Annotated in this window: 19 protein-coding genes; 14 read left to right on the top strand and 5 right to left on the bottom strand. The window is 40.4% G+C overall.

All coding sequences use genetic code 11. The annotated features are described in order from the left end of the window. Position 1 precedes the first annotated feature (1 nt). From O3640_RS05090 to ftsY, 3 genes are read left to right on the top strand one after another with little or no spacing between them, the layout of a single operon-like run. On the top strand, positions 2 to 799 hold the full coding sequence (locus O3640_RS05090; protein ID WP_048778544.1) for a Cof-type HAD-IIB family hydrolase: 798 nt from the start codon (positions 2 to 4) through the stop codon (positions 797 to 799). After that, a complete protein-coding gene (locus tag O3640_RS05085) occupies positions 796 to 1,605 on the top strand; it encodes a Cof-type HAD-IIB family hydrolase (protein ID WP_096755356.1) in 810 nt (269 codons plus the stop codon). The genes O3640_RS05090 and O3640_RS05085 overlap by 4 nt, the downstream gene beginning before the upstream one ends. A gap of 18 nt (positions 1,606 to 1,623) precedes the next feature. Further along, positions 1,624 to 3,213, top strand: coding sequence for a signal recognition particle-docking protein FtsY (gene ftsY, locus O3640_RS05080; RefSeq protein ID WP_061600809.1), 1,590 nt, complete (start codon positions 1,624 to 1,626; stop codon positions 3,211 to 3,213). Between the two features lie 46 nt (positions 3,214 to 3,259). Here ftsY and zwf read toward each other — a convergent pair whose 3' ends face one another. The 4 genes from zwf to O3640_RS05060 form a co-directional block, all read right to left on the bottom strand. Continuing rightward, the gene (gene zwf, locus O3640_RS05075; protein WP_061585230.1) at positions 3,260 to 4,720 is read right to left on the bottom strand and encodes a glucose-6-phosphate dehydrogenase; all 1,461 of its coding nucleotides are present in this window, start codon (positions 4,718 to 4,720) and stop codon (positions 3,260 to 3,262) included. Positions 4,721 to 4,850: 130 nt separating this feature from the next. Then, entirely contained in the window at positions 4,851 to 5,666 is an 816-nt protein-coding gene (locus O3640_RS05070) for a TIGR03943 family protein (RefSeq protein ID WP_125366963.1), read from the bottom strand. Next, on the bottom strand, positions 5,663 to 6,568 hold the full coding sequence (locus tag O3640_RS05065; RefSeq protein ID WP_045773776.1) for a permease: 906 nt from the start codon (positions 6,566 to 6,568) through the stop codon (positions 5,663 to 5,665). The genes O3640_RS05070 and O3640_RS05065 overlap by 4 nt, the downstream gene beginning before the upstream one ends. Then, entirely contained in the window at positions 6,565 to 6,702 is a 138-nt protein-coding gene (locus tag O3640_RS05060) for an SPJ_0845 family protein (protein WP_125366964.1), read from the bottom strand. The genes O3640_RS05065 and O3640_RS05060 overlap by 4 nt, the downstream gene beginning before the upstream one ends. 170 nt (positions 6,703 to 6,872) lie before the next feature. Here O3640_RS05060 and O3640_RS05055 point away from each other — a divergent pair, with 170 nt between their 5' ends. From O3640_RS05055 to O3640_RS05020, 8 genes are all read left to right on the top strand, one after another. Next, complete coding sequence (locus O3640_RS05055; protein ID WP_125366965.1) at positions 6,873 to 9,005, top strand: Tex family protein; 2,133 nt, start codon at positions 6,873 to 6,875, stop codon at positions 9,003 to 9,005. Then, complete coding sequence (locus O3640_RS05050) at positions 8,992 to 9,432, top strand: SprT family protein (protein WP_118105240.1); 441 nt, start codon at positions 8,992 to 8,994, stop codon at positions 9,430 to 9,432. Before O3640_RS05055 ends, O3640_RS05050 begins: the two co-directional genes overlap by 14 nt. 167 nt (positions 9,433 to 9,599) lie before the next feature. Further along, positions 9,600 to 11,261 carry a ribonuclease J gene (locus O3640_RS05045; protein WP_111723489.1) on the top strand — a complete coding sequence of 554 codons (1,662 nt, stop codon included), beginning with the start codon at positions 9,600 to 9,602 and terminating at the stop codon, positions 11,259 to 11,261. A gap of 50 nt (positions 11,262 to 11,311) precedes the next feature. Then, the gene (locus O3640_RS05040; RefSeq protein WP_125366966.1) at positions 11,312 to 12,103 is read left to right on the top strand and encodes an alpha/beta hydrolase family protein; all 792 of its coding nucleotides are present in this window, start codon (positions 11,312 to 11,314) and stop codon (positions 12,101 to 12,103) included. A 137-nt stretch (positions 12,104 to 12,240) separates the two neighbouring features. Beyond that, complete coding sequence (locus tag O3640_RS05035) at positions 12,241 to 12,954, top strand: matrixin family metalloprotease (protein ID WP_125366967.1); 714 nt, start codon at positions 12,241 to 12,243, stop codon at positions 12,952 to 12,954. Positions 12,955 to 13,435: 481 nt separating this feature from the next. Then, positions 13,436 to 15,052, top strand: coding sequence for a M20/M25/M40 family metallo-hydrolase (locus O3640_RS05030; protein ID WP_125366968.1), 1,617 nt, complete (start codon positions 13,436 to 13,438; stop codon positions 15,050 to 15,052). A gap of 115 nt (positions 15,053 to 15,167) precedes the next feature. Then, positions 15,168 to 15,911: an ABC transporter ATP-binding protein gene (locus O3640_RS05025; protein WP_012000257.1), complete on the top strand. Its 744-nt coding sequence runs from the start codon at positions 15,168 to 15,170 to the stop codon at positions 15,909 to 15,911. Beyond that, positions 15,901 to 17,529: a hypothetical protein gene (locus O3640_RS05020; protein ID WP_125366969.1), complete on the top strand. Its 1,629-nt coding sequence runs from the start codon at positions 15,901 to 15,903 to the stop codon at positions 17,527 to 17,529. Before O3640_RS05025 ends, O3640_RS05020 begins: the two co-directional genes overlap by 11 nt. A gap of 20 nt (positions 17,530 to 17,549) precedes the next feature. On the opposite strand, the gene O3640_RS05015 is transcribed toward O3640_RS05020, so the two are convergent. Then, entirely contained in the window at positions 17,550 to 18,491 is a 942-nt protein-coding gene (locus tag O3640_RS05015; protein WP_125366970.1) for a polysaccharide deacetylase family protein, read from the bottom strand. Between the two features lie 119 nt (positions 18,492 to 18,610). On the opposite strand from O3640_RS05015, the gene O3640_RS05010 reads away from it, so the two are divergent. The 3 genes from O3640_RS05010 to O3640_RS05000 all read left to right on the top strand — a co-directional run bounded on the left by O3640_RS05010 (position 18,611) and on the right by O3640_RS05000 (position 21,779). Beyond that, on the top strand, positions 18,611 to 19,897 hold the full coding sequence (locus O3640_RS05010) for a homoserine dehydrogenase (protein ID WP_046165816.1): 1,287 nt from the start codon (positions 18,611 to 18,613) through the stop codon (positions 19,895 to 19,897). 1 nt (position 19,898) lies between these two features. Continuing rightward, a complete protein-coding gene (thrB, locus tag O3640_RS05005) occupies positions 19,899 to 20,765 on the top strand; it encodes a homoserine kinase (protein ID WP_118105234.1) in 867 nt (288 codons plus the stop codon). 90 nt (positions 20,766 to 20,855) lie between these two features. After that, a complete protein-coding gene (locus O3640_RS05000; RefSeq protein WP_125366971.1) occupies positions 20,856 to 21,779 on the top strand; it encodes a hypothetical protein in 924 nt (307 codons plus the stop codon). Positions 21,780 to 21,802 lie beyond the last annotated feature (23 nt).

The following is a 21,802-nucleotide window of genomic DNA, read 5'->3' as shown; positions in this document are numbered from 1 at the left end:
AATGGATATTAAACTAGTCGCAACCGATATGGATGGTACCTTTTTAGATGGTCAAGGGCAATTTGACATGGAGCGTCTGAAAAGTCTTTTAGTCAAATTCAAAGAGAAAGGTCTCTATTTTGCGGTAGCTAGTGGCCGAGGGATTCTGTCTCTGGAGAAGCTGTTTGCCGAAGTTCGTAATGAGATTATTTTCATCGCCGAAAATGGCAGTCTGGTTGAATTTCATGGACAGGATTTATATGAGGCTACGATGAGCCGAGATTTTTACTTAGATACTTTTGAAAAGTTAAAGGAGTCTCCATATGTAAATACTGGTAAGCTCTTGCTGACTGGTAAAAAAGCTTGCTATGTTTTAGACAGTGTAGATCCGACCTATCTACATTTTTCAGCTCACTATAATGAAAATATTGTAAAGGTGGCTAGTTTAGCTGATATTGATGATGAAATTTTCAAATTCACGACTAATTTCACACCTGAAACTATAGCTGAAGGAGAAGCTTGGGTCAATGAAAATGTTCCTGGAGTCAAAGCGATGACAACGGGTTATGAATCCATTGATATTGTTCTTGATTACGTGGATAAGGGTGTTGCGATTGTTGAATTAGCCAAGAAACTTGGTTTAGATATGAACCAAGTCATGGCTTTTGGAGACAATCTTAATGACCTCCATATGATGCAGGTTGTTGGCCATCCGATTGCACCAGAGAATGCCCGCCCAGAGATTTTGGAATTAGCAACTGAGGTGATTGGCTCTCACAAAGATCAGTCTGTAATTGCCTATATGGAGAAACTAGTATGACAGCTATTAAACTGATTGCGCTTGATTTAGATGGAACCCTGTTGACTTCTGACAAGAAGATTTCTCAGAGGAATATAAAGGCTCTAGCGGCTGCCAGGGCAAAGGGAGTAAAAGTTGTATTGACGACAGGTCGGCCACTCAAGGCTATGGAATTTTTACTAAATGAGTTGGGAACAGCAGGTTTAGAGGATGAATATACCATTACATTTAACGGTGGCTTGGTTCAGCGAAATACTGGTGAAATTATAGATAAAACAGTCTTTTCCCATGCGGATGTGCTTCGCATTTTTGAAGAAACGCAGAAGCTTTCTTTGCCACTAGATGCTATTAGTGAGGGAGTTGTGTACCAGCTTCAGTCAGAACAGAAATCCCTCTATGCCCAAGCCAATCCTTATCTCCAGTTTGAACACGTATCGCTGAACGATCTATCTGACGATGTGACCTATAACAAATGTGTCTCAGCATTTGATCCATCCAGCATTGATAAGGCTCTACCTCAGATTTCACCTGATCTATTTGAGAGATATGAAATTTTTAAATCTCGGGATATGCTGTTAGAGTGGTCTCCGAAAAATGTTCATAAAGCAACTGGTTTAGCAAAATTAAGCCAGCATCTTGGTTTAGATTCCAGTCAGATCATGGCTTGTGGAGATGAAGCAAATGACCGTTCCATGATTGAGTGGGCAGGACTTGGTGTGGCCATGGGGAATGCTACGGAAGAAATCAAAGCAGTTGCCAAGGTAATTGCTCCGCTGACCAATGATGAAGACGCAGTCGCTTGGGCGATTGAAAACTATATTTTATAGAGAAAAGGAGGACAGACCATGGGCTTATTTGACCGCCTTTTTGGCAGAAAAAAAGAAAAAAAAGAAGACATCCGAGAAGAGGAGCTTGTCCAGACGGAAGCCTCTGAAACAGAGGATGCAATAGAAGAACTGGAAAATGAAAATCAATCTCAAGTAGAAAATGCTCCCGAAGAAAGTTCACAAGAGGAAATCATACCTTTTGAAGAAGAGGACAAGCAAGAATTTTACGAAGAGTTAGAAGAACGCTTATCTGAAGATCAGGTCTTAAATGAGGTTATAGAAGACAAGACTCAGAATAGATTCGTGGAGCAAGAAGCGGATGAACTCCAGCAAGAAGAGACTGAAGAGAGTGTAAGCATTGCTGAAAAGTCTGAAGAAGCTCAAATAGACAATTCAAGTGAAGAAGAGCTTGCTGAAGAATCAGTCCCAGTCCAAGAGGGGTCTGAAGAAAAACAATCAGAACTTGACTCAGAAACACCAGCACTTGAAGATATCAAGTTAGAAGACCAAGGACCTCTAACCGTCGATGAACCAGGTCAGGCTGATGAAGATGCGAAAGACTCAAATCAAGCAGAAGCTGTTGAGGAAGAGAAGCAAGATTTACCAGATGAAGCGGAGCAAGGTCTAGATACAAGTGAAGAGGCTGAAGTTACAAAGTCAGACCAGGAAGAAGTTCATACTGAGACTGTCCAGGAAAAGTATGACCGCAGTTTGAAAAAAACTCGGACAGGATTTGGAGCTAAGCTCAATGCTTTCTTTGCTAATTTCCGGACTGTCGACGAAGACTTCTTTGAAGATTTGGAAGAACTATTGATCACCAGTGACGTTGGTGTACAGGTGGCCTCTAATTTGGCAGAAGAGCTACGCTATGAGGCTAGATTAGAAAATGCTAAGAAACCTGATGCTTTACGAAAGGTTATCATAGAAAAGCTAGTTGATATCTACGAAAAAGATGGTCGTTACAATGAGAAAATTAATTTCCAAGATGGTTTGACAGTCATGCTTTTTGTCGGTGTCAATGGTGTTGGGAAAACTACATCAATTGGTAAATTAGCCTACAAATATAAACAAGAAGGCAAGAAGGTTATGTTGGTAGCAGCAGACACCTTCCGGGCTGGAGCAGTAGCCCAGTTAGCTGAGTGGGGAAAACGTGTTGATGTACCTGTTGTGACTGGTCCTGAAAAGTGTGATCCAGCCAGTGTTGTTTTTGACGGTATGGAGCGTGCTCAAGCTGAAAATGTCGATATTCTGATGATCGATACTGCTGGTCGCTTGCAAAATAAAGATAATCTTATGGCTGAATTGGAAAAGATTGGTCGGATTATTAAGCGAGTCAATCCAGATGCTCCTCACGAGACTTTCCTGGCTTTAGATGCTTCAACAGGACAAAATGCCCTCGTTCAAGCCAAGGAATTTTCAAAGATTACTCCAGTTACAGGAATTGTTCTGACTAAAATTGATGGAACAGCGCGTGGAGGAGTTGTTCTCGCTATTCGCCAGGAATTGGATATCCCAGTTAAATTGATTGGATTTGGTGAGAAGATTGATGATATTGGTGAATTCAATTCAGAGAACTTTATGCGTGGCCTTTTAGAAGGACTGCTTTAAATACAAAAAAAAGAAATCCATATTCCTTGGATTTCTTTTTCTATCTTTAATTTTGAGGGTTCCATTGCCATTCAGCTCCAAACTGAGCCAATAACTCTGCTGAAGCAGCTGGTCCCATTGTTCCAACTGCATATTCATGAAGTGGCACTTGATTGTTTCTCCATAGCTCTTCAATTTGATCAATTAATTTCCAGCTGGCCTTTACTTCTTCCCAGTGACTAAAGTTAGTTGAGTCATTGTTAAGTACATCAAAAATTAATTTTTCGTAAGGTTCAGGAGAAGCTCCAGAAGCAGTCGCATCTGTACGATAATCTAAAGAAATAGGGGATAAACTGAAGAGTTCACCGACTTCTTTACCATTAACACTGAGGGAGAAACCTTCTGTTGGTTGGATAAAAATGGTCAGAACATTCGGTGCTAGTTTTTCACCAAAAATGGAATCCATTTGTTTGAAGACGATGTTAACATGGGTCCCTTTTTCTGTTAGACGTTTACCTGTACGGAAGAAGAAGGGAACATCACGAAAGCGATCACTGTCAACAAAGAAGGCACCTGAAACAAAAGTTTCAGTCATAGATTCTGGATTGACATTGGGTTCACTTCTATAAGCAATATATTTCTTACCATTGACTTTTCCAGACTTGTATTGGCCACGAATGAAATATTTTTTCAAATCTTCTTGGCTCGGTTGAGTCAAACGTTCAAAAACCTTGATTTTCTCTGCACGGATCTCCTCTTTTGTAAAGCTGTTGGGCTTATCCATGGCAAGAAGAGACAGCAATTGCAAGGTATGGTTTTGGACCATATCTCTTAGGGCACCGGATTCATCGTAATATCCGCCTCGTTCTTCTACACCCAGTTTTTCGGCAAAGGTGATTTGGACATTGTCAATGTGGTCGCGGTTCCAAATATTCTCAAAAAGTGAGTTGGCAAAACGAATAGCAAAGATGCTTTGAATCATCTCCTTGCCTAGGTAATGGTCGATCCGGAAGATTTGCTCTTCATCAAAAGTTGCCAACAAGTCATCATTAAGTTGGCTAGCTGATTCCAAGTCTGTTCCAAAAGGTTTTTCGACGATCAAACGCTCAAAGCCTTTGCCATCGACAATGTTTTCAGATTTGAGATGTTTAGCGATAGTTCCGAAAAACTGCGGAGCCATGGATAGGAAGAAGAGTTTATTGTGTTCTGCTTGATATTCTTCATTGAGTCGATTTTGAAGCTTGCGTAGCTCAATGTAGTGCTCGGTATCCTGCACATCATGACTTTGATAGTAGAAGTGGCTGGCAAATTCCTGTGCTTGCTCAGGACTATCAGCTAAATCAGCGATAGACTCAACGACAACAGATTCAAAGTACTCCTTGCTCCATGGCCTGCGAGCTGTTCCGATAACCGCAAAATGCTTAGAAAGGTTGCCAGACTTATATAATCTAAAAAGTGAGGGATAGAGCTTACGTTTAGCCAAATCTCCACTAGCTCCAAAAATTGTAACAATAACTTTAGATGACATCCTAATATCCTTTTTTCTAAAATGATGTATCTATTTTATCACAAATGCCTAAAAAATGGTAAATGACGCTACGAATAGAATATATTTTGTCTGAGGTTAAGAAAAGAGTTAGATTACTCGTCTAACTCTTCTAAAATACACGATAAACATAAGGATTGGCTGGCTTTTCTACCTTTTCAAAATTGGAGACCTTTAAGATAGGCAGACTCTGTCCTAAATTCTTATGGTATTGTACAGCAATATTTCCTTTGGCATGGATCCAAGTATTGTCTTCAAAATGCTGGGTATTTCCAGTTGTTAAGAGGCCATAGACACCCGAGTCAGCAATACAGTGGATGATGCCGAAGCGAAAGAGAAACTGACTTTTCTGATCGCTCGGGTCATTGTAGACAAAACCGGTAAATTCAAGCGTTTTACCAACAAATTCATCTGGATAATCATAGATAACTTCCATAACTTCCATGTAATTTTCAGTGGTGACCTGAATGGTATCTTGCTTGACATATTTCTTGGCGGCTGCCCGCATTTCTTTTTCATAAGCCCCTTTGGTAAAGTAGGTACTGGTGTCCGGTTTCAGGTATTGGCTGGTTGTTCCTTCGTCCTGCTGAATAGCAGTTGAAGTTCCCTCAGCCAGCGGGAAATGAAAACCTTTAGCAGAAACTGTTGTCGAATCCAAGGTAACAGTTGGAAAGAAAATTCCTACAAATAGTGGGATGATAAGGAGCAGCACGCTACCTAGTTTGGCCCAGAGAGTGCTCAAATGACTGTGGACCTCCATCTTCTTCATCCAGATAATAAGCTGCACAACTGCTAGGATAAAGGACAGAATCATAGACAAATATGCCAGATAGGAATAGTGGAGATTGATGTATTGGTTGAGCTTACCTGTCAGTTGCAGATACATGGTAATCTCAAAGTAACCAACTAGGATTAAAAACCGAATCATAGGATCACCCCCACAAGCCAAGAGTAAAGAAAGACGACGACGGTAACTAGACTGATAAATTGCCAGATAAAGCGTGTCTTAAAGTAGTTTTTCATCATCAGTAGATTCTTGACATCTAGCATAGGCCCAATGACCAAGAAAGCTAGGACTGGCGATAAGCCGAAGCTCGAAATTAAGGAGCTCCCTATGAAAGCATCAGCTTCGCTACAAAGTGAGAGCAAGAAGGACAGCAGCATGAGCAGAAGAATAGCAACAGCTGGTGTCGAGCTAATTGAGGTCAGGATTCTGGTTGGCACATAAACTTGGACTAGGCTAGCAAAGAGACAGCCAAAGACTAAATAGCGACCGGTATCGAAAAATTCGTCAATGGCTTGCACAAAGACCTGAAAAAACTTTTGTCCTTTGCTGAGATGTGAAAAGTCATGCTCATGAACAGCCTTGCGGTTTTCTTTTTGAATATTGCTGTCTGCAAAGAAACCTAAAAAGATCCCTAAAACGATAGCCACTACCATAGAACCTAAGGCACGAAGCAGAGCCATTCGGAAGGAATTACCAAAGGCTGAGTAGGTCGCAAAAAGCACGATAGGATTGATAACGGGTGCTGTCACTAGAAAAGGCACAGCAGTGTAACTGGGGACTTTTTTTTCTAAGAAGCGGTTAATAATGGGAACAATTCCGCACTCACAGGAGGGAAAGACAATACCGATCAAGCTTCCAAAGAAAATCCGAGCCCATTTATTTTTGGGTAAGAAGTGATAGACTTTTTCTGGAGTGACGTAAACTTCAATAAAGCCAGAAATAATACTTCCAATCAAAACAAAAGGTAGGGCTTCAATGATGATAGAGAGAAAGATAGCACCAGCCTGTAAAACGCTAGCAGGCAGATTTGAAAAGAGACTCATGATTTTTTAGCCTTTTCTTCCGCTTCTTTTTTCTTTTTATCATCAGGAAATTCTACTTTTTCTAACTTAGGAAGGGTTGCAAATTCCTCGAACATCTTATCTAAATCATCTGTTCTATTATATTTTACAGCCATAGGGCCACCTCATTTCTAAAATAATAATTCTATTATACTACCAAAAAGAAAAAAATGATATTTTGAGACATAGGACTTAGTCTCTAATGAGAACTTGGAGCTATAAAAGAATAATAGAAGTTTGGCTTTCTGAATTTTTAAGATCAATCTTGTGGTATAATAGAAACGTTATGGAAAATATAAATATTGAAAAAATTTCTCAGAAATTGGGCCTTAAAGAAAGCCAAGTATCACAGGTCCTAGATTTGACCGCTGAAGGGAATACGATTCCTTTTATTGCTCGTTACCGTAAGGAAATGACGGGAAATCTAGATGAGGTCGAGATTAAGGCAATCATTGACTTAGATAAGAGTATGACTGCCTTGGCAGAGCGTAAAGCAACGGTCTTGGCTAAGATTGAGGAGCAGGGCAAACTAACGGATGCTCTTCGCTCTGAGATTGAGGCTGCTGAAAAGCTGGCTGATGTGGAAGAACTTTATCTGCCCTACAAGGAGAAGCGCCGTACCAAGGCTACTATTGCGCGTGAAGCAGGTCTCTTTCCTTTGGCCCGCTTCATCCTACAAGATGCGGCTAATCTGAAGGAAGAAGCAGAGAAACTTACTAGTGAAGCCTTTCCGACAGCAGAGGATGCTCTAGCTGGAGCGGTGGATATTCTAACTGAGGCGATTTCCGAAGATACCAAGCTGAGGGCTTGGACCTACCACGAGATGCAGACCAATTCTTCTATCGTATCCAGTCTCAAAGACAGTGATTTGGATGAAAAGCAGGTCTTCCAGATTTATTATGATTTTTCCGAAAAAGTAGCGACCATGCAAGGCTACCGGACCCTGGCTCTTAACCGTGGCGAGAAGCTAGGTATTCTCAAGGTTGGTTTTGAGCACAATCTTGAGAAAATCCTGCGCTTCTTTGAAGTACGTTTCAAGGTGAAAAATACCTATATTATTGAAGCAGTTCAGCAAGCAGTCAAAAAGAAAATCATTCCAGCCATGGAGCGCCGTATTCGGACCGAGCTGACTGAGGCCGCTGAGGATGGAGCGATTCAGCTCTTCTCAGATAATCTCCGTCATCTTCTCCTAATTGCTCCTCTCAAAGGTCGCGTAGTACTGGGCTTTGACCCAGCCTTTCGGACAGGAGCCAAGCTGGCTGTTGTTGATGCGACAGGTAAGATGCTGACGACTCATGTTATTTATCCAGTAGCGCCAGCAAAGCCAGCTCAGATTGAAGCTTCTAAGAAAGAGTTGTCGGGGCTGATTGAGCAGTTTGGTGTTGAAATCATTGCCATCGGAAACGGAACGGCCAGCCGAGAAAGCGAAGCCTTTGTAGCAGAAGTTTTGAAATCCCATCCAACTGTCAGTTATGTCATCGTTAATGAGAGCGGGGCGTCTGTCTACTCTGCTAGTGAACTGGCTCGTCATGAGTTTCCAGATTTGACTGTTGAAAAGCGCTCAGCTATTTCCATTGCCCGCCGTCTGCAGGATCCTTTAGCAGAGTTGGTTAAGATTGATCCTAAGTCTATCGGGGTTGGTCAGTACCAGCATGATGTCAGCCAGAAAAAACTGTCTGAAAGTCTGGACTTTGTCGTGGATACAGTGGTTAACCAGGTCGGAGTCAACATCAACACTGCTAGTCCTGCCCTGCTGGCCCATGTAGCTGGTCTTAATAAAACTATCTCAGAAAATATTGTTAAGTACAGGGAAACGGAAGGCTTGATTCGGTCTCGCGAAGCCATCAAGAAAGTGCCGCGTCTAGGCTCAAAGACTTTTGAACAGGCAGCCGGCTTCCTGCGTATTCCTGAAAGTGATAACCTGCTAGACAATACAGGCGTTCACCCAGAGTCTTATAAGGCAGTGGAGGAGCTCTTTAAGCGTCTGGAAATCAGCAGTTTGGATGAAGCTGCCCAAGCTAAGTTAAAAGCTGTTCAGACTGCTAGTTTGGCTGCAGAGCTAGGCTTGGGAGAAGAAACCCTCAAAGATATTATTGCTGACCTGCTCAAGCCTGGCCGGGATTTGCGTGATTCCTTTGATGCGCCAGTTCTGCGACAGGATGTCTTGGATATTAAGGACTTACGCATTGGCCAAAAGCTGGAAGGCGTCGTCCGCAATGTCGTCGATTTCGGAGCCTTTGTGGATATTGGTATCCACGAAGACGGTCTAATCCATATTTCTAAGATCAGTAAAAACTTTGTTAAGCATCCAAGTCAAGTCCTGTCTGTTGGTGATTTGGTTACTGTCTGGGTGGATAAGCTTGATGTGGAGCGGGAGAAGGTTAACCTCTCTTTGATAGCGCCAAATGAATCTAAATGAGTATGTCAAGCAGGTTTCGCTTGAAGATTTCGGCTGGGAATTCCGCCATCAAGCCTTTTGGAATAAGCGTCTTCGGACGACTGGTGGGCGCTTCTTTCCCAAAGACGGTCATCTGGATTTCAATCTTAAAATTTATGAAGCTTTTGGGCTGGAGACCTTCCGAAAAATTGTCCGCCATGAGCTGGCTCACTATCATCTCTATTATCAGGGTAAGGGGTATCGTCATAAAGATAGAGATTTTAAAGAATTGCTTAAGCAGGTAGGAGGCTTGCGCTATACACCCAGTATTTCTAGTCCAGAAGGCAAGTTACATTACCAATGTCAGCGATGTCATGCAGATTTTTATCGACAAAGACGGATTGATATTAAGAAATACCGTTGTGGTCGCTGTAAAGGAAAACTACGATTACTAAAGCAAGAAAGATAGAGATTCTATCTTTTTTGTTTGTAGTAGCCTAACCTCATTTTTGAAAAAATAGTGAAAAAGTTGTATAATATAGGGGATATGCAGCGAAAGTTGCAAGACTGTAATTCGACTTGGATTCCAAGGACCGTTAGTAATAAAATATAAATGTATGGAAGGATACAAAATTAATGAGTAAAGTGAAAATCATCACTTTAGGTGGTGTCAGAGAGAATGGTAAAAATCTCTATATCGCCGAGGTAGATGAATCAATTTTTGTTTTGGACGCAGGTCTAAAATATCCTGAAAATGAGCAGTTAGGTGTCGACGTGGTGATTCCTAACATGGATTACCTTTTTGAGAACAGCGACAGAATTGCGGGTGTCTTCCTGACCCATGGTCACGCGGATGCTATTGGAGCTTTGCCTTATCTTTTGGCGGAAACCAAGGTGCCTGTATTCGGTTCAGAACTGACTATTGAGCTGGCTAAACTTTTTGTTAAAAATAATGATGTTGTCAAGAAGTTTAATGACTTCCATGTGATTGATGAAAATACTGAAATTGAGTTTGGAAATGTGGTTGTTTCCTTCTTTAGAACAACTCACTCGATACCAGAGAGCTTGGGTATTGTGATAAAGACTGATGAAGGAAATATTGTTTACACAGGCGATTTCAAGTTCGACCAATCAGCTAGCCAGTCTTATGCGACTGATTTTGGCCGCTTGGCTGAGATTGGACGGGAAGGTGTATTAGCTCTCCTTAGTGATTCTGCTAATGCAGACAGTAATGTTCAAGTAGCAAGCGAAAGTGAAGTGGGCGATGAAATTATGCACACTATTGGCGACTGGGATGGCCGTGTAATTGTGGCTGCAGTAGCCAGCAACCTTTCTCGGATCCAACAAGTTTTTGATGCCGCAGCGGATACTGGACGCCGTGTTGTCTTGACAGGTTTTGATGTTGAAAACATTGTCCGCACAGCCATTCGTTTGAAGAAGCTTTCTTTGGCAGATGAACGTCTCTTAATCAAGCCAAAAGAAATGTCTAAGTTTGAAGACCACGAGCTAATTATCTTAGAGACAGGTCGGATGGGTGAACCTATCAATGGCTTACGCAAAATGTCAATTGGTCGTCACCGCTATGTGGAAATCAAAGAGGGAGACCTGGTTTATATCGTAACGACACCGTCTATTGCTAAAGAAGCAGTTGTTGCCCGAGTAGAAAATATGATCTACCAAGCAGGTGGAATCGTGAAATTGATTACCCAGCATTTACGTGTATCTGGACATGGAAATGCTCGAGATTTGCAATTGTTGCTCAATCTCTTGAAGCCTCAATTCCTCTTCCCAATTCAAGGGGAATACCGAGAACTGGACGCCCATGCTAGGGCGGCTATGGAAATTGGCATTTTACCTGAGCGGATTTTCATTCCAAAACGCGGAACCATTATGGAATATGACCGTGGAGATTTTGTCCCTGCAGGGTCAGTGTCAGCAGGAGATGTCCTTATTGATGGAAATGCTATTGGCGATGTTGGTAACATTGTCCTCAGAGACCGCAAGGTCTTATCAGAAGACGGGATCTTTATCGTTGCAATCAGTGTGAATCGTCGGGAGAAAAAAATTATTTCCAAGGCTAAAGTTCATACTCGTGGCTTTATCTATATCAAAAAGAGCCGTGATATTTTGATAGAAAGTGCCGAATTAATTAATAAAACAGTTGAGGACTATCTAGCAAAAGATGAATTTGATTGGAGTGAACTAAAAGGAAACGTTCGCGATGTACTTTCAAAATATCTCTTCGAACAGACCAAACGTCGCCCAGCTATTTTACCAGTAGTAATGGAAGTAAAATAAATGAAAAACAGCCTTTAGGCTGTTTTTAAATCAAAGAATAGGAGACTAAGATGGCTTTTCTTGAAATTGAATATAATTCCAAAGTTTTAGAAATGGAAAGACATGTCAATGTTATCTATCCAGATGCCAGTGAGATTGATCCAGCTCTAGTAGAAGATAAAGATATTCCAGTTTTATATCTTCTGCATGGGATGGGGGGAAATGAAAATTCCTGGCGTAAGAGAACCAATATTGAACGTTTATTGAGGCACACGAACCTGATTGTTGTGATGCCCTCAACTGACTTGGCCTGGTATACAAATACAAACTACGGGCACCGTTATTATGACGCCATAGTTAAAGAGCTACCAGAGGTCTTACAGCGTTTCTTTCCAAATATGAGCCGTAAGCGGGAGAAAACTTTTATTGCTGGTCTTTCGATGGGAGGATATGGAGCCTATAAAATTGCTTTGAAAACCAATCGCTTTTCTTATGCAGCTTCCTTTTCTGGTGCTCTTGGTTTAGGAATTGATGGGACTAGTCTTGATGATCTTCCTGGTGACAATCGTGCCTACTGGGAAGGGGTCTTTGGGGACTTGGATTCTCCTGATATGAAGCAACACTTTTTAACAAGTATGGTAGCAGAGTCAGACAAGAAAACTAAGTTTTATGCTTGGTGTGGAGAGCAAGATTTTCTCTACAAGGCCAACCAAGTAGCTGTAAAAGAGTTGAAGAAACTTGGCTTAAAACTGGATTACAAACATAGTCCTGGTAAGCATGAGTGGTATTATTGGGAAAAACAGCTGGAATATCTCTTAGAGTGGTTGCCGATAGACTATAAGTCAGAAGAGCGTTTGTCATAAAATTAGAGACTAGTAGAAAGTGGGTAGAAGTCGTTGATTTATCTAGTGAAATCCACTTTCTTCTATTTGTATCTTTAGAAAACTTTAAGCAAGGTCTTTTATAATCTGTTTTTATCTAGGAGAGAGAGGAGGCGAGAATGAGATTCCTTTTAAACCTTTTTCGTTTTATATGGCGAATGTTCTGGCGCCTTGTATGGGCAGGAATCGTAGCCTTTATTATCTTAGTGAGCGTTCTCTATTTAACGAATCCTAGTCAAACTGGACTACCGGCTATAAGACAGGCTGTACAGACAGCGGTTAATCAGTTAGATACTTTTTTAGATCAACAAGGTATTCACACTGGACTTGGTCAAAATGTTCAGAATCTAGGAGAGCATTTAACTGATGAACATGTAGCGAGTTCGGATGGAGCACGTTGGGAAACTGCTAGAGCGACAGTTTATATTGAGACGGAAAATCCTACTTTTCGAGCAGCTTATCAGGGGGCGATGAAGTCTTGGAATGCAACAGGAGCCTTTACTTTTCAACTTGTAGAGGATAAAAGCCAAGCTAATATCATCGCTACTGAAATGAATGATAGTACTATTACGGCAGCTGGAGAAGCTGAGTCTCAGACAAATGTCTTGACCAAGCGTTTTACTAAAGTAACTGTTCGTTTGAATGCCTATTATCTTTTGAACAGCTACTACGGATATTCTCATGATAGGATTGTGAACACAGCAGCTCATGAGTTGGGCCATGCCATTGGATTGGATCACAATGAGTCAGCATCCGTCATGCAGTCTGCAGGATCTTTCTATAGTATCCAGCCCATAGATATCCAAGCTGTTAATGAATTGTACCAAGACTAAAGACAGAATTATTTAAGTTCAGAAGAATTGTCATTCCCCTCTCCTTTCGATGGAGAGGGGCTTTTAAATGCGAAGACTTGAGTTTAAAATCCATTTTTTTTAGCTAGATATCAGATTAGGCAACTTTCATTTCTTTCTAAGAAAACTATTTTATCTTTGGAGAAATTGGATTGGATGGTAGAGGAAAGGCCAGCTAGTTAACAAAAATTATAAGTAGTCATGATAGATTCGTGACGTATGCAGATTTGATTGTTCTTTTATTTAGAGTTGTAGTGTAGAAGAAGAGCTAGTATCTTTTATAGTGTAGAAGATTTAAGAAGCTGAAAGACCGATGATAAAACAATCCTCAGTATAATTTTTGCATGATGGGGATTTTTTATTTTTGTTAAAAAATACCTATTTTTCCTTGTTAATTGAAAGTCTGAGTGCTACAATATAGGCAAAATAGAAGAAAGACAGGTTCTCTGTTCAGGTGAAGAAAATGAAGGAAAGAATAGCTGATATATTTCAAAAAAGTATGGCCATTAAAAGCTTTACTCACACTGCTTTTGAACGAGATATAGAAAATTTTTTGATGAACTATATAGGACAAATTCCTTATTTTCAAACTCATCCAGACCTTTTTGGCTCTTATCCGATTCCTGAGGATAGTCTGGGACGTAGTGTTAATTGGGCCTTGGTGCGTCGTGATTCTGCTGATACAGTCATTCTATTCCACCATCATGATACAGTGGATACGGAAGACTTTGGTTCATTGAAAGACTTGGCTTTTGATAATCAGGCACTGAAAAAAAAGTTAAAAGAAGAGTCTATACGTCAAGATGTCCTGGCTGACATTTCTTCAGGAGATTGGCAATTTGGTAGAGGTTCCTGTGATATGAAGGCAGCCCTAGCCCTGCAGTTGGGGGTCTTAGAGGAATACTCGTCTGTCTCCACTGGCCAAGCAAACTTGCTTTATTTGTCTGTTGGCGATGAGGAAGCGTATTCTCAAGGGATGAGGTTAGCTGTTGGTTTGCTCTATGATTTAAAAGAACGTTTTGATCTTAATTACATTCTTGCTATTGATTCGGAACCTTTTGAAAGTAGATCTGAATCAGAAAAGGTCCTACATGTTGGGACAGTTGGAAAATTGATGCCCTTGATCGTGACCCAAGGTTTGCTTTCTCATATGAAAGAACCCTTAAAAGGTGTGAATGCGATTTCTCTTTTAGCTAAAATTGTTGAAAAAATAGACTTAAATCCTTTGCTATCTGATGCAGCTTATGGAGAACAGTCCCCCTTGCCTTCTTGGTCATTTATGAGAGACCTAAAAGAGCAGTATGATGTGTCAACGGTCCTACGTGCAGCTGGATATTTTAGTCTTCTGTATCTGGATAAAAGTCCTCAAGACTTGTTGAATCTGATCCAAGGACTGATACAAGAAGCGCTAAATGAATTTTATGATAAGTATACCAAATTGCAGGATCAATATCAGGAAAGCAAATCAATAGCTAAACCACGGGCGCTAACCTATCAAGACTTGTTAGAAGAATGCCAAAAGAAGGCTGGTTTCAAAGACTTTATAAAAGGGGTCAATCAGGAAGCTAAAGTAGAATTACAAAAGGGCTTGTCCTATCAAGAAGTTACTCTGTCCAATGTTCAAAAAGTTCTTGATTTTTACGATAAGAAAGAAGCCTTGGCTGTACTTGCCGTTGCTCCGCCTTATTACCCAACAATGAATAGCAGACGACTTCAAGAACAGGATCTTGACATGGATCGATTCATTTCTTTCTATCAGAATTATTTAGCAAATAAGGGGAGTTACCAGTTGAAAGTTGAAGAGTTTTTCATGGGTATTTGTGACATGAGTTACTGTGCTTTGGAGAAACCTTTGAGTGACTATCAATCTCTTCTGAACAGTATGGCTGTCTCAAAAGAGATTTACCCGCTTGATTTGGAAAAAATTGCTAGTATTAATGTAGCTGCTGTAAATTTGGGGCCTTGGGGCAAGGACTTACACCAGTTGACAGAACGGGTTTATGAGAAAGATATGTTAGATACCATACCAGCTTTCTTTATCTACCTTTTAGAACACCTTGACGAAGTCAAAAGGAACTAATTCAGTCTCTCTATTGTGTAATAGAGGAAAAAACGAACATTATCGTTATAAGAGAGACAAACAATTTTAAAAGATATATAATAAATATATTATAAATAAGAGCGGAGGAACTCTGATGATTGAATTGAAAAATGTAACTAAGGATTACGATGGCCATCTGGCCCTTAGAAATCTAAACTTGACTATTCAAAATGGTGAAATTGTCGGTCTGATTGGTCATAATGGTGCAGGAAAATCAACGACAATCAAGTCACTAGTCAGTGTCATTAATCCAACGAGTGGTCAAATCATTGTTGACGGACAAGAGTTGTCTGCTAACCGACTGGCCATCAAGAAAAAAATTGGTTATGTAGCTGACTCACCAGATCTCTTTCTTCGCCTAACAGCTAATGAATTCTGGGAGTTGGTAGCTACATCTTACGATATGAATGAAGCTGACTGTGAGGAACGTTTACAGTACTTGTTGGAAACATTTGATTTTGCAGATCATCGATATGAGGTCATCGAATCCTTCTCACATGGTATGCGTCAAAAAGTTTTCGTCATTGGTGCTCTACTTTCTGACCCGGATATCTGGGTATTGGACGAGCCTTTGACAGGGTTGGATCCTCAAGCGGCATTTGATCTTAAAAATATGATGCGGGAGCATGCAGATAAGGGAAATACTGTTATCTTTTCAACCCATGTCCTAGAAGTGGCTGAGCAGCTCTGTGATCGATTGGCTATCTTAAAAAAAGGGGAGTTAATTTTTTATGGAACGATCGAAGAACTCAAGTCCCAACACCCTGAGCAAAGTCTAGAGACTATTTATCTGGGATTGGCTGGACGGAAAGAAGAGGTGGTCCACGATGCGCTTTAAAGCCTTAAAAAGTTTAATTCGGACGAATATTATCTATACAACACCTCCGTCAAGTCTCACACGCTTTCGTCAGAAGCAAGCCAAAAAGCCAGATAAGAAAATTAATGTTTCTAGACAGTTGATTATGACCCACTTGTTTACAAGTTTACTTTATCTTCTTATCTTTGGAGTGATGAGTGCCTTTTATCCTTTAGCAGACCATCCGGGAATCTTTACCAATATGGTATCTATTTTTAGTCTGATGGTTTTATCACAGGGGTTCTTATCTTTCTACAATGTTTTCTATGAAAGTAAGGACTTGCAGTCTTATCGGCCTTATGCTTTTAGTGAAGCAGAAATCATGATTGGTAAGAGTATCTCTGTTGTTCTGACGGTTTTGCTTGGAGCTCTTCCGATTTTGGCCTATTTCGTTAACCTTCAGATTCAGAGTGGGAATCCTATTTGGCTGGCTATTCCAATCGTTCTGATTTCGCTAGTGGTTTTGGGATCTGTTCTGGCTTTCGGAATTTTGACAGCTGTTCATTTTATTACTAAAACTTCTGTCTTCCGTCAGCATAAGCAAGTAGCCTCTAATATTCTTTTGGGAGTGACCAATCTCTTGATTTTTGGATCAATTATTTTGGTCAATACTCAAAATAGAGAATTACTTCTTAAAGATACAGGTAGTTATTTGCCACCGATGGAAGCCTTTTATTATTTTGGTGTTGCTCCTTTTGAGGCCCAATCTCTTATTGGAATTGGTGCCTGGGCCTTGGTTGCCGTACTTCTGTTTTCAATCGTAAAATGGAAGGTTCTACCAGAGTTTTATGAAGCTGCTTTGAAAACTTCTGAGACTGTTAATAAGAAACAACGCGTTCGTAAATTTCAACTTGGAAATCAGAAGTCTTTCCCTCGATTTGTTTGGAGCTATCAGCTTAGCTTGATTAGTGACGGTTCTGTCTTTCTTCAATCAGTCTTTATGTCTAGTGTTATGCCTTATCTCTTCATACTTCCTGGACTTATGGGCTTTATTAAGGGAGGAGGATTTGAACTTAGTCCTTTCTTAACACCAAAGTTTCTAATACCATTGATGTTGATCACGGTGTTCATTGCTACTTTTAATGCAGGTTCGACCAACTTAACTATGATTGGGATTTCCTTGGAACGTGAGAATTTTTCTTATTTGAAAGTTCTTCCCTTCGATATGAAAGCTTATCTTCGCTTAAAATTCTGGTATCTTTTCTTGATCCAGTCGATCTTACCACTCTTGATATTTGTAGTGGTCAACCTATTATTGGGCACCCATTGGTTATCTCTTTTGGTTATGGTCCTTGTCTGGATCAGTAATTGTTTAGCGTGGAGTATCTGGGGCTTCCAACGGGACCATCGTCTCTTGGTTACCAACTGGTCTAACGTCACAGAATTATTCAACCGATCTAACAATACTCTAAAGACAATGATTGCTTTTCTAATCTTATTTGTTTTTATTGCCGCAATTGGTGGTTCCTATGCCTTGATATTCTACTTAAAAGAAGCAATAGTTTATGGTATTACCTTAGGATTTTTCCTTATTATCATGGTACTCTCTGGTGTTCTTTATTTTCACTATGCGAATAAATTTAAAAAGGCTCTTGAATGAGAGCCTTTTTGTTATGGTCTTTAATTTGCTATCTCATCTAGCAGACTCTGTGCAGTGGTCGTTGGATTGACACGAACACGATTGAGTGATAGAAGTCCGTCTGAGAGAGAAGCCAAGCCATTATTGGTCGTCAACCCCATTTTATATCCTAACTTTTCTGCAAGCTGAAGAGTTGTCTCACTGTAACGGCCAGAAGGATAAGCTACGGTAGTGGTTGTCTGAGAAAGATTACGATCTAAATACTCTTTAGAATCTTGTAATTCTGAATTTTGAGTATCAGCACTTGATACGGATAAATCTGGATGGTTCACGGTATGATCTTCAAAAGACATGCCGTTTTTTTTCATTTCTTTGATCTCATCAAGTGTTAGAATATCTTCGCGACCAGCTTGAACAAAACCTGTAATGACATTGTTAGTAGCCTTCATTTGGTATTTTTGTAGGATAGGATAGGCTTGAGTATAGAAGTCCTTAAGACTATCATCAAAAGTCAACCAAACGACCTTCTTATTCTCTGGGAGGACATTTTCAGTTAGGGCCTTATAAGCTTCAGCAGGAGAAAGAGTGTAGTATCCTGCTTCTTTCAAGGCCTTTAAGTGGCTTTCAAAAGTTTCTGGATCAACAATTAATCCAGAGTTAGCGGCTTCGGATGGGTCCATGACATGGATAGCATGATACATCAAGATGGGCAATTTAACAGGCTTATCTTGCTTGACCCATTTGATTTCCTCTTTCTTTTGACTAGTAGATGAAGGCTGGCTCGCCTCTTCTGAAGGGCTTGCTTTACTAACTTGGCTAGCTTCAGGCTTGCTGGCTTCTTGCTGACTATTACTGTATTCTTTCCAAAGGAAAATACCACCAGTAACGATAAAGATGAGAAGAATGAGGTTCAACAGAAGTAAGATATCTCTTTTCTTTTGAGCCTTTTTTTCTGCTGAACGATTGCGATTAGGATAAGTCATAATTTCTCCTTGGCTAGATATTTGCTTTTATTATATCAAATCTAGAGAGGAATAGTATGAATTTTGTGCTAAATTCTGATATAATAGACTTTATACAGAAAAAATTTGAGGAGTGCTTCATGTCTATTAAAATAGCTTTACTTGGTTTTGGAACAGTGGCCAGTGGTGTGCCATTTCTACTGAAGGAAAACGGAGAAAAAATCCTTCAAGCAGCTCATTCAGAGATTGAGGTTGCTAAAGTCTTGGTTAAGGATGATGCTGAAAAAGAGCGTCTTTTGGCAGCCGGAAATGACTTTAACTTTGTCACAAATGTCGAAGAAATTCTGAATGATCCTGAGATTACCATTGTCGTAGAATTGATGGGACGGATTGAGCCAGCGAAAACTTTTATCACTCGTGCTCTTGAAGCTGGCAAACATGTGGTAACCGCCAATAAGGACTTGCTGGCTGTTCATGGAGCAGAGCTACTGGAAATTGCTCAAAAACAAAATGTGGCTCTCTACTATGAAGCAGCTGTTGCCGGTGGGATTCCAATCCTTCGTACCTTGGTCAATTCATTGGCTTCTGACAAAATTACCCGTATCCTAGGTGTGGTTAATGGAACTTCTAACTTTATGATGACCAAGATGGTAGAAGAAGGATGGTCTTATGAAGATGCTCTTGCTGAAGCTCAGAAACTTGGATATGCTGAAAGTGATCCAACCAATGACGTAGATGGTATTGATGCAGCCTACAAGATGGTTATTCTCAGTCAGTTCGCTTTTGGTATGAATGTTAAGTTTGAAGATGTAGGCCATCAAGGAATTCGAAATATCACGCCAGAAGATGTAGCTGTTGCTCAGGAGTTGGGCTATGTAGTTAAACTAGTTGGGTCTATCGAAGAGACGCCATCAGGTATTGCAGCAGAAGTAGCTCCAACATTCCTTCCTAAAGCGCATCCACTGGCTAGTGTCAATGGGGTGATGAACGCTGTCTTTGTTGAGTCAATTGGTATCGGAGAGTCTATGTACTACGGACCGGGGGCTGGTCAAAAACCAACTGCTACTAGTGTTGTGGCAGATATCGTTCGCATCAGCCGTCGTTTGAATGAAGGGACAGTCGGCAAAGCCTTTAATGAATATAGCCGTGAGTTAGTGCTAGCTAAGCCAGAAGATGTGAAGAGTAACTATTACTTCTCTATCTTGGCGCCTGATTCTAAAGGTCAAGTTCTGCATTTGGCTGAGATTTTCAATGCTGAGGATATTTCCTTTAAGCAGATTCTACAGGAAGGCACAGACGGTGAGAAGGCTCGCGTGGTGATTATTACCCATGCTGTCAGCAAGACACAGCTGGAAAATGTCACTGCTAAGCTTAAAGAAGTTGCTGAGTTCGATTTGCTCAACACCTTCAAAGTATTAGGAGATTAAGATGAAGATTATTGTACCCGCTACCAGTGCTAATATTGGTCCAGGCTTCGATTCAGTTGGTGTGGCTGTCAGCAAGTATTTGACCATTGAGGTTCTGGAGGAAAGAGATGAATGGCTAATCGAACATGACTTAAATCCAAGAATTCCCAAGGATAAACGAAACTTGCTAATCAAAGTAGCCTTGCAACTGTCACCAAACCTTCAGCCTTATCGTTTGAAGATGACTAGCGATATTCCTTTGGCACGTGGTCTGGGTTCATCTAGCTCAGTTATCGTGGCTGGAATTGAATTGGCTAACCAATTAGGAAAACTGGATTTAACGGATGATGAAAAACTGGATTGGGCAAACAAGATTGAAGGCCATCCAGACAATGTGGCTCCAGCTATTTTTGGAAATCTAGTCATATCTAGTGTTTTTAAAGGGGCTGTTTCTTCTGTTAGGGCAGACTTTCCAGAGTGTTCTTTCATTGCTTATGTTCCTAAGTACGAACTGAAGACACGGGATAGTCGCAGTGTTTTGCCTTTTAAATTTTCTTATAAGGAAGCAGTAGCAGCTAGTTCGATTGCCAATGTTGCAATTGCAGCTCTTCTCCAGGGAGACCTTGTCAAGGCAGGCCGAGCCATCGAATCGGATCGTTTCCATGAGCGTTTTCGCCAAAAACTCGTTAGAGAATTTCCAAACATTAAGAAATTGGCTAAAAAACATGGAGCTTATGCTACTTATTTATCTGGAGCAGGTCCAACAATTATGATTTTAGCTCCAAAAGATAGAGCCAAATTAATTCAAACACGGATTGAGGGATGCAAGTATAATGGAGAAGTCTTTATACTAGATGTTGACAGAGATGGTGTTCGAGTAGAATTTTGAATGCTTTAAAATAGACAATGAGACTGTCTATGCCTACCAAAAAAATTATGATATAATCAAATGAATATCCAACTAGGAGGTTTTACACGAATGGATAAACTTGAATGGCAGGATCTTGCTAGCCAGCTAGGACTTGAGTACGATGAAGATACGAAAATTATTTTCGGTCAGAAAGATGGGTACACTCTTTTTATTGAAGATGCTGGCGAAAAAATCTACCGAATTTGCTTTTCAGTTAAAGGTGATGAAGCACTTTCCATTGCAGAAGATTTGAAAGAATTGAAAAAGTCCACTAAGGGTATGACAAATGCTCAGCTTACGCGTTACAAGCTTGTTATTACCGTTAAAGGTGGAATGACTAAGGGTAGAACCAAAGAAACAATTGCTGAATGTTTGGAAGCTAGTGTCACCTTCTTAAAAGAGCATGGGTTAATCAATGTTTGTGAGCACACTGGAGAAGCAGAGCCAACAGCAGTCTATCAAGTAGGGACAAACTTGTTGATTTTATCGGCTGATAGCTTCCAACAGTTGAGCTCTAATCTTGCAATTGAGAATCAAAGCTATGATCAGCAAAATGAAAATGTGATTGGCGGAATCGTCGGAGCCTTTGTTGGGTGTTTGATCGGTGGAGCTGTTACATTGGGAATCGCTCAATTGGGTTATGTCTCTTTTGTATCTGGTTTAGTTATGGGAGTTTGTACCATTAAGGGTTATGAACTTTTAGGAAAGAAATTATCTAAACTTGGAATTGGTATCAGTATTTTCTTTATGCTTGTGATGATTTTATTTGTTCACCAGCTTGACTGGGCTATATTAGTTACAAGAGAAGTAGGCACAGATGTTTTCACAGCTTTCTCTTATTTCACAAATTATCTCTTATCTGGTGGAGAAGTTCATTATACCTACTGGCTTAACCTTGGATTGCTCTATCTCTTTACAGGAATTGGTGCATACTCTATGGTTCATAGTGCTTTAAGTAAGCAAACCTTGAAGTATGTCACTAGGAAATTATAAAAGAAAACTGGCTGAGGCCAGTT

The organism is Streptococcus sp. 27098_8_75, assembly GCF_041432475.1.
GTDB lineage: Bacteria > Bacillota > Bacilli > Lactobacillales > Streptococcaceae > Streptococcus > Streptococcus gordonii.
This window is presented reverse-complemented; position numbering and strand designations above follow the sequence as displayed.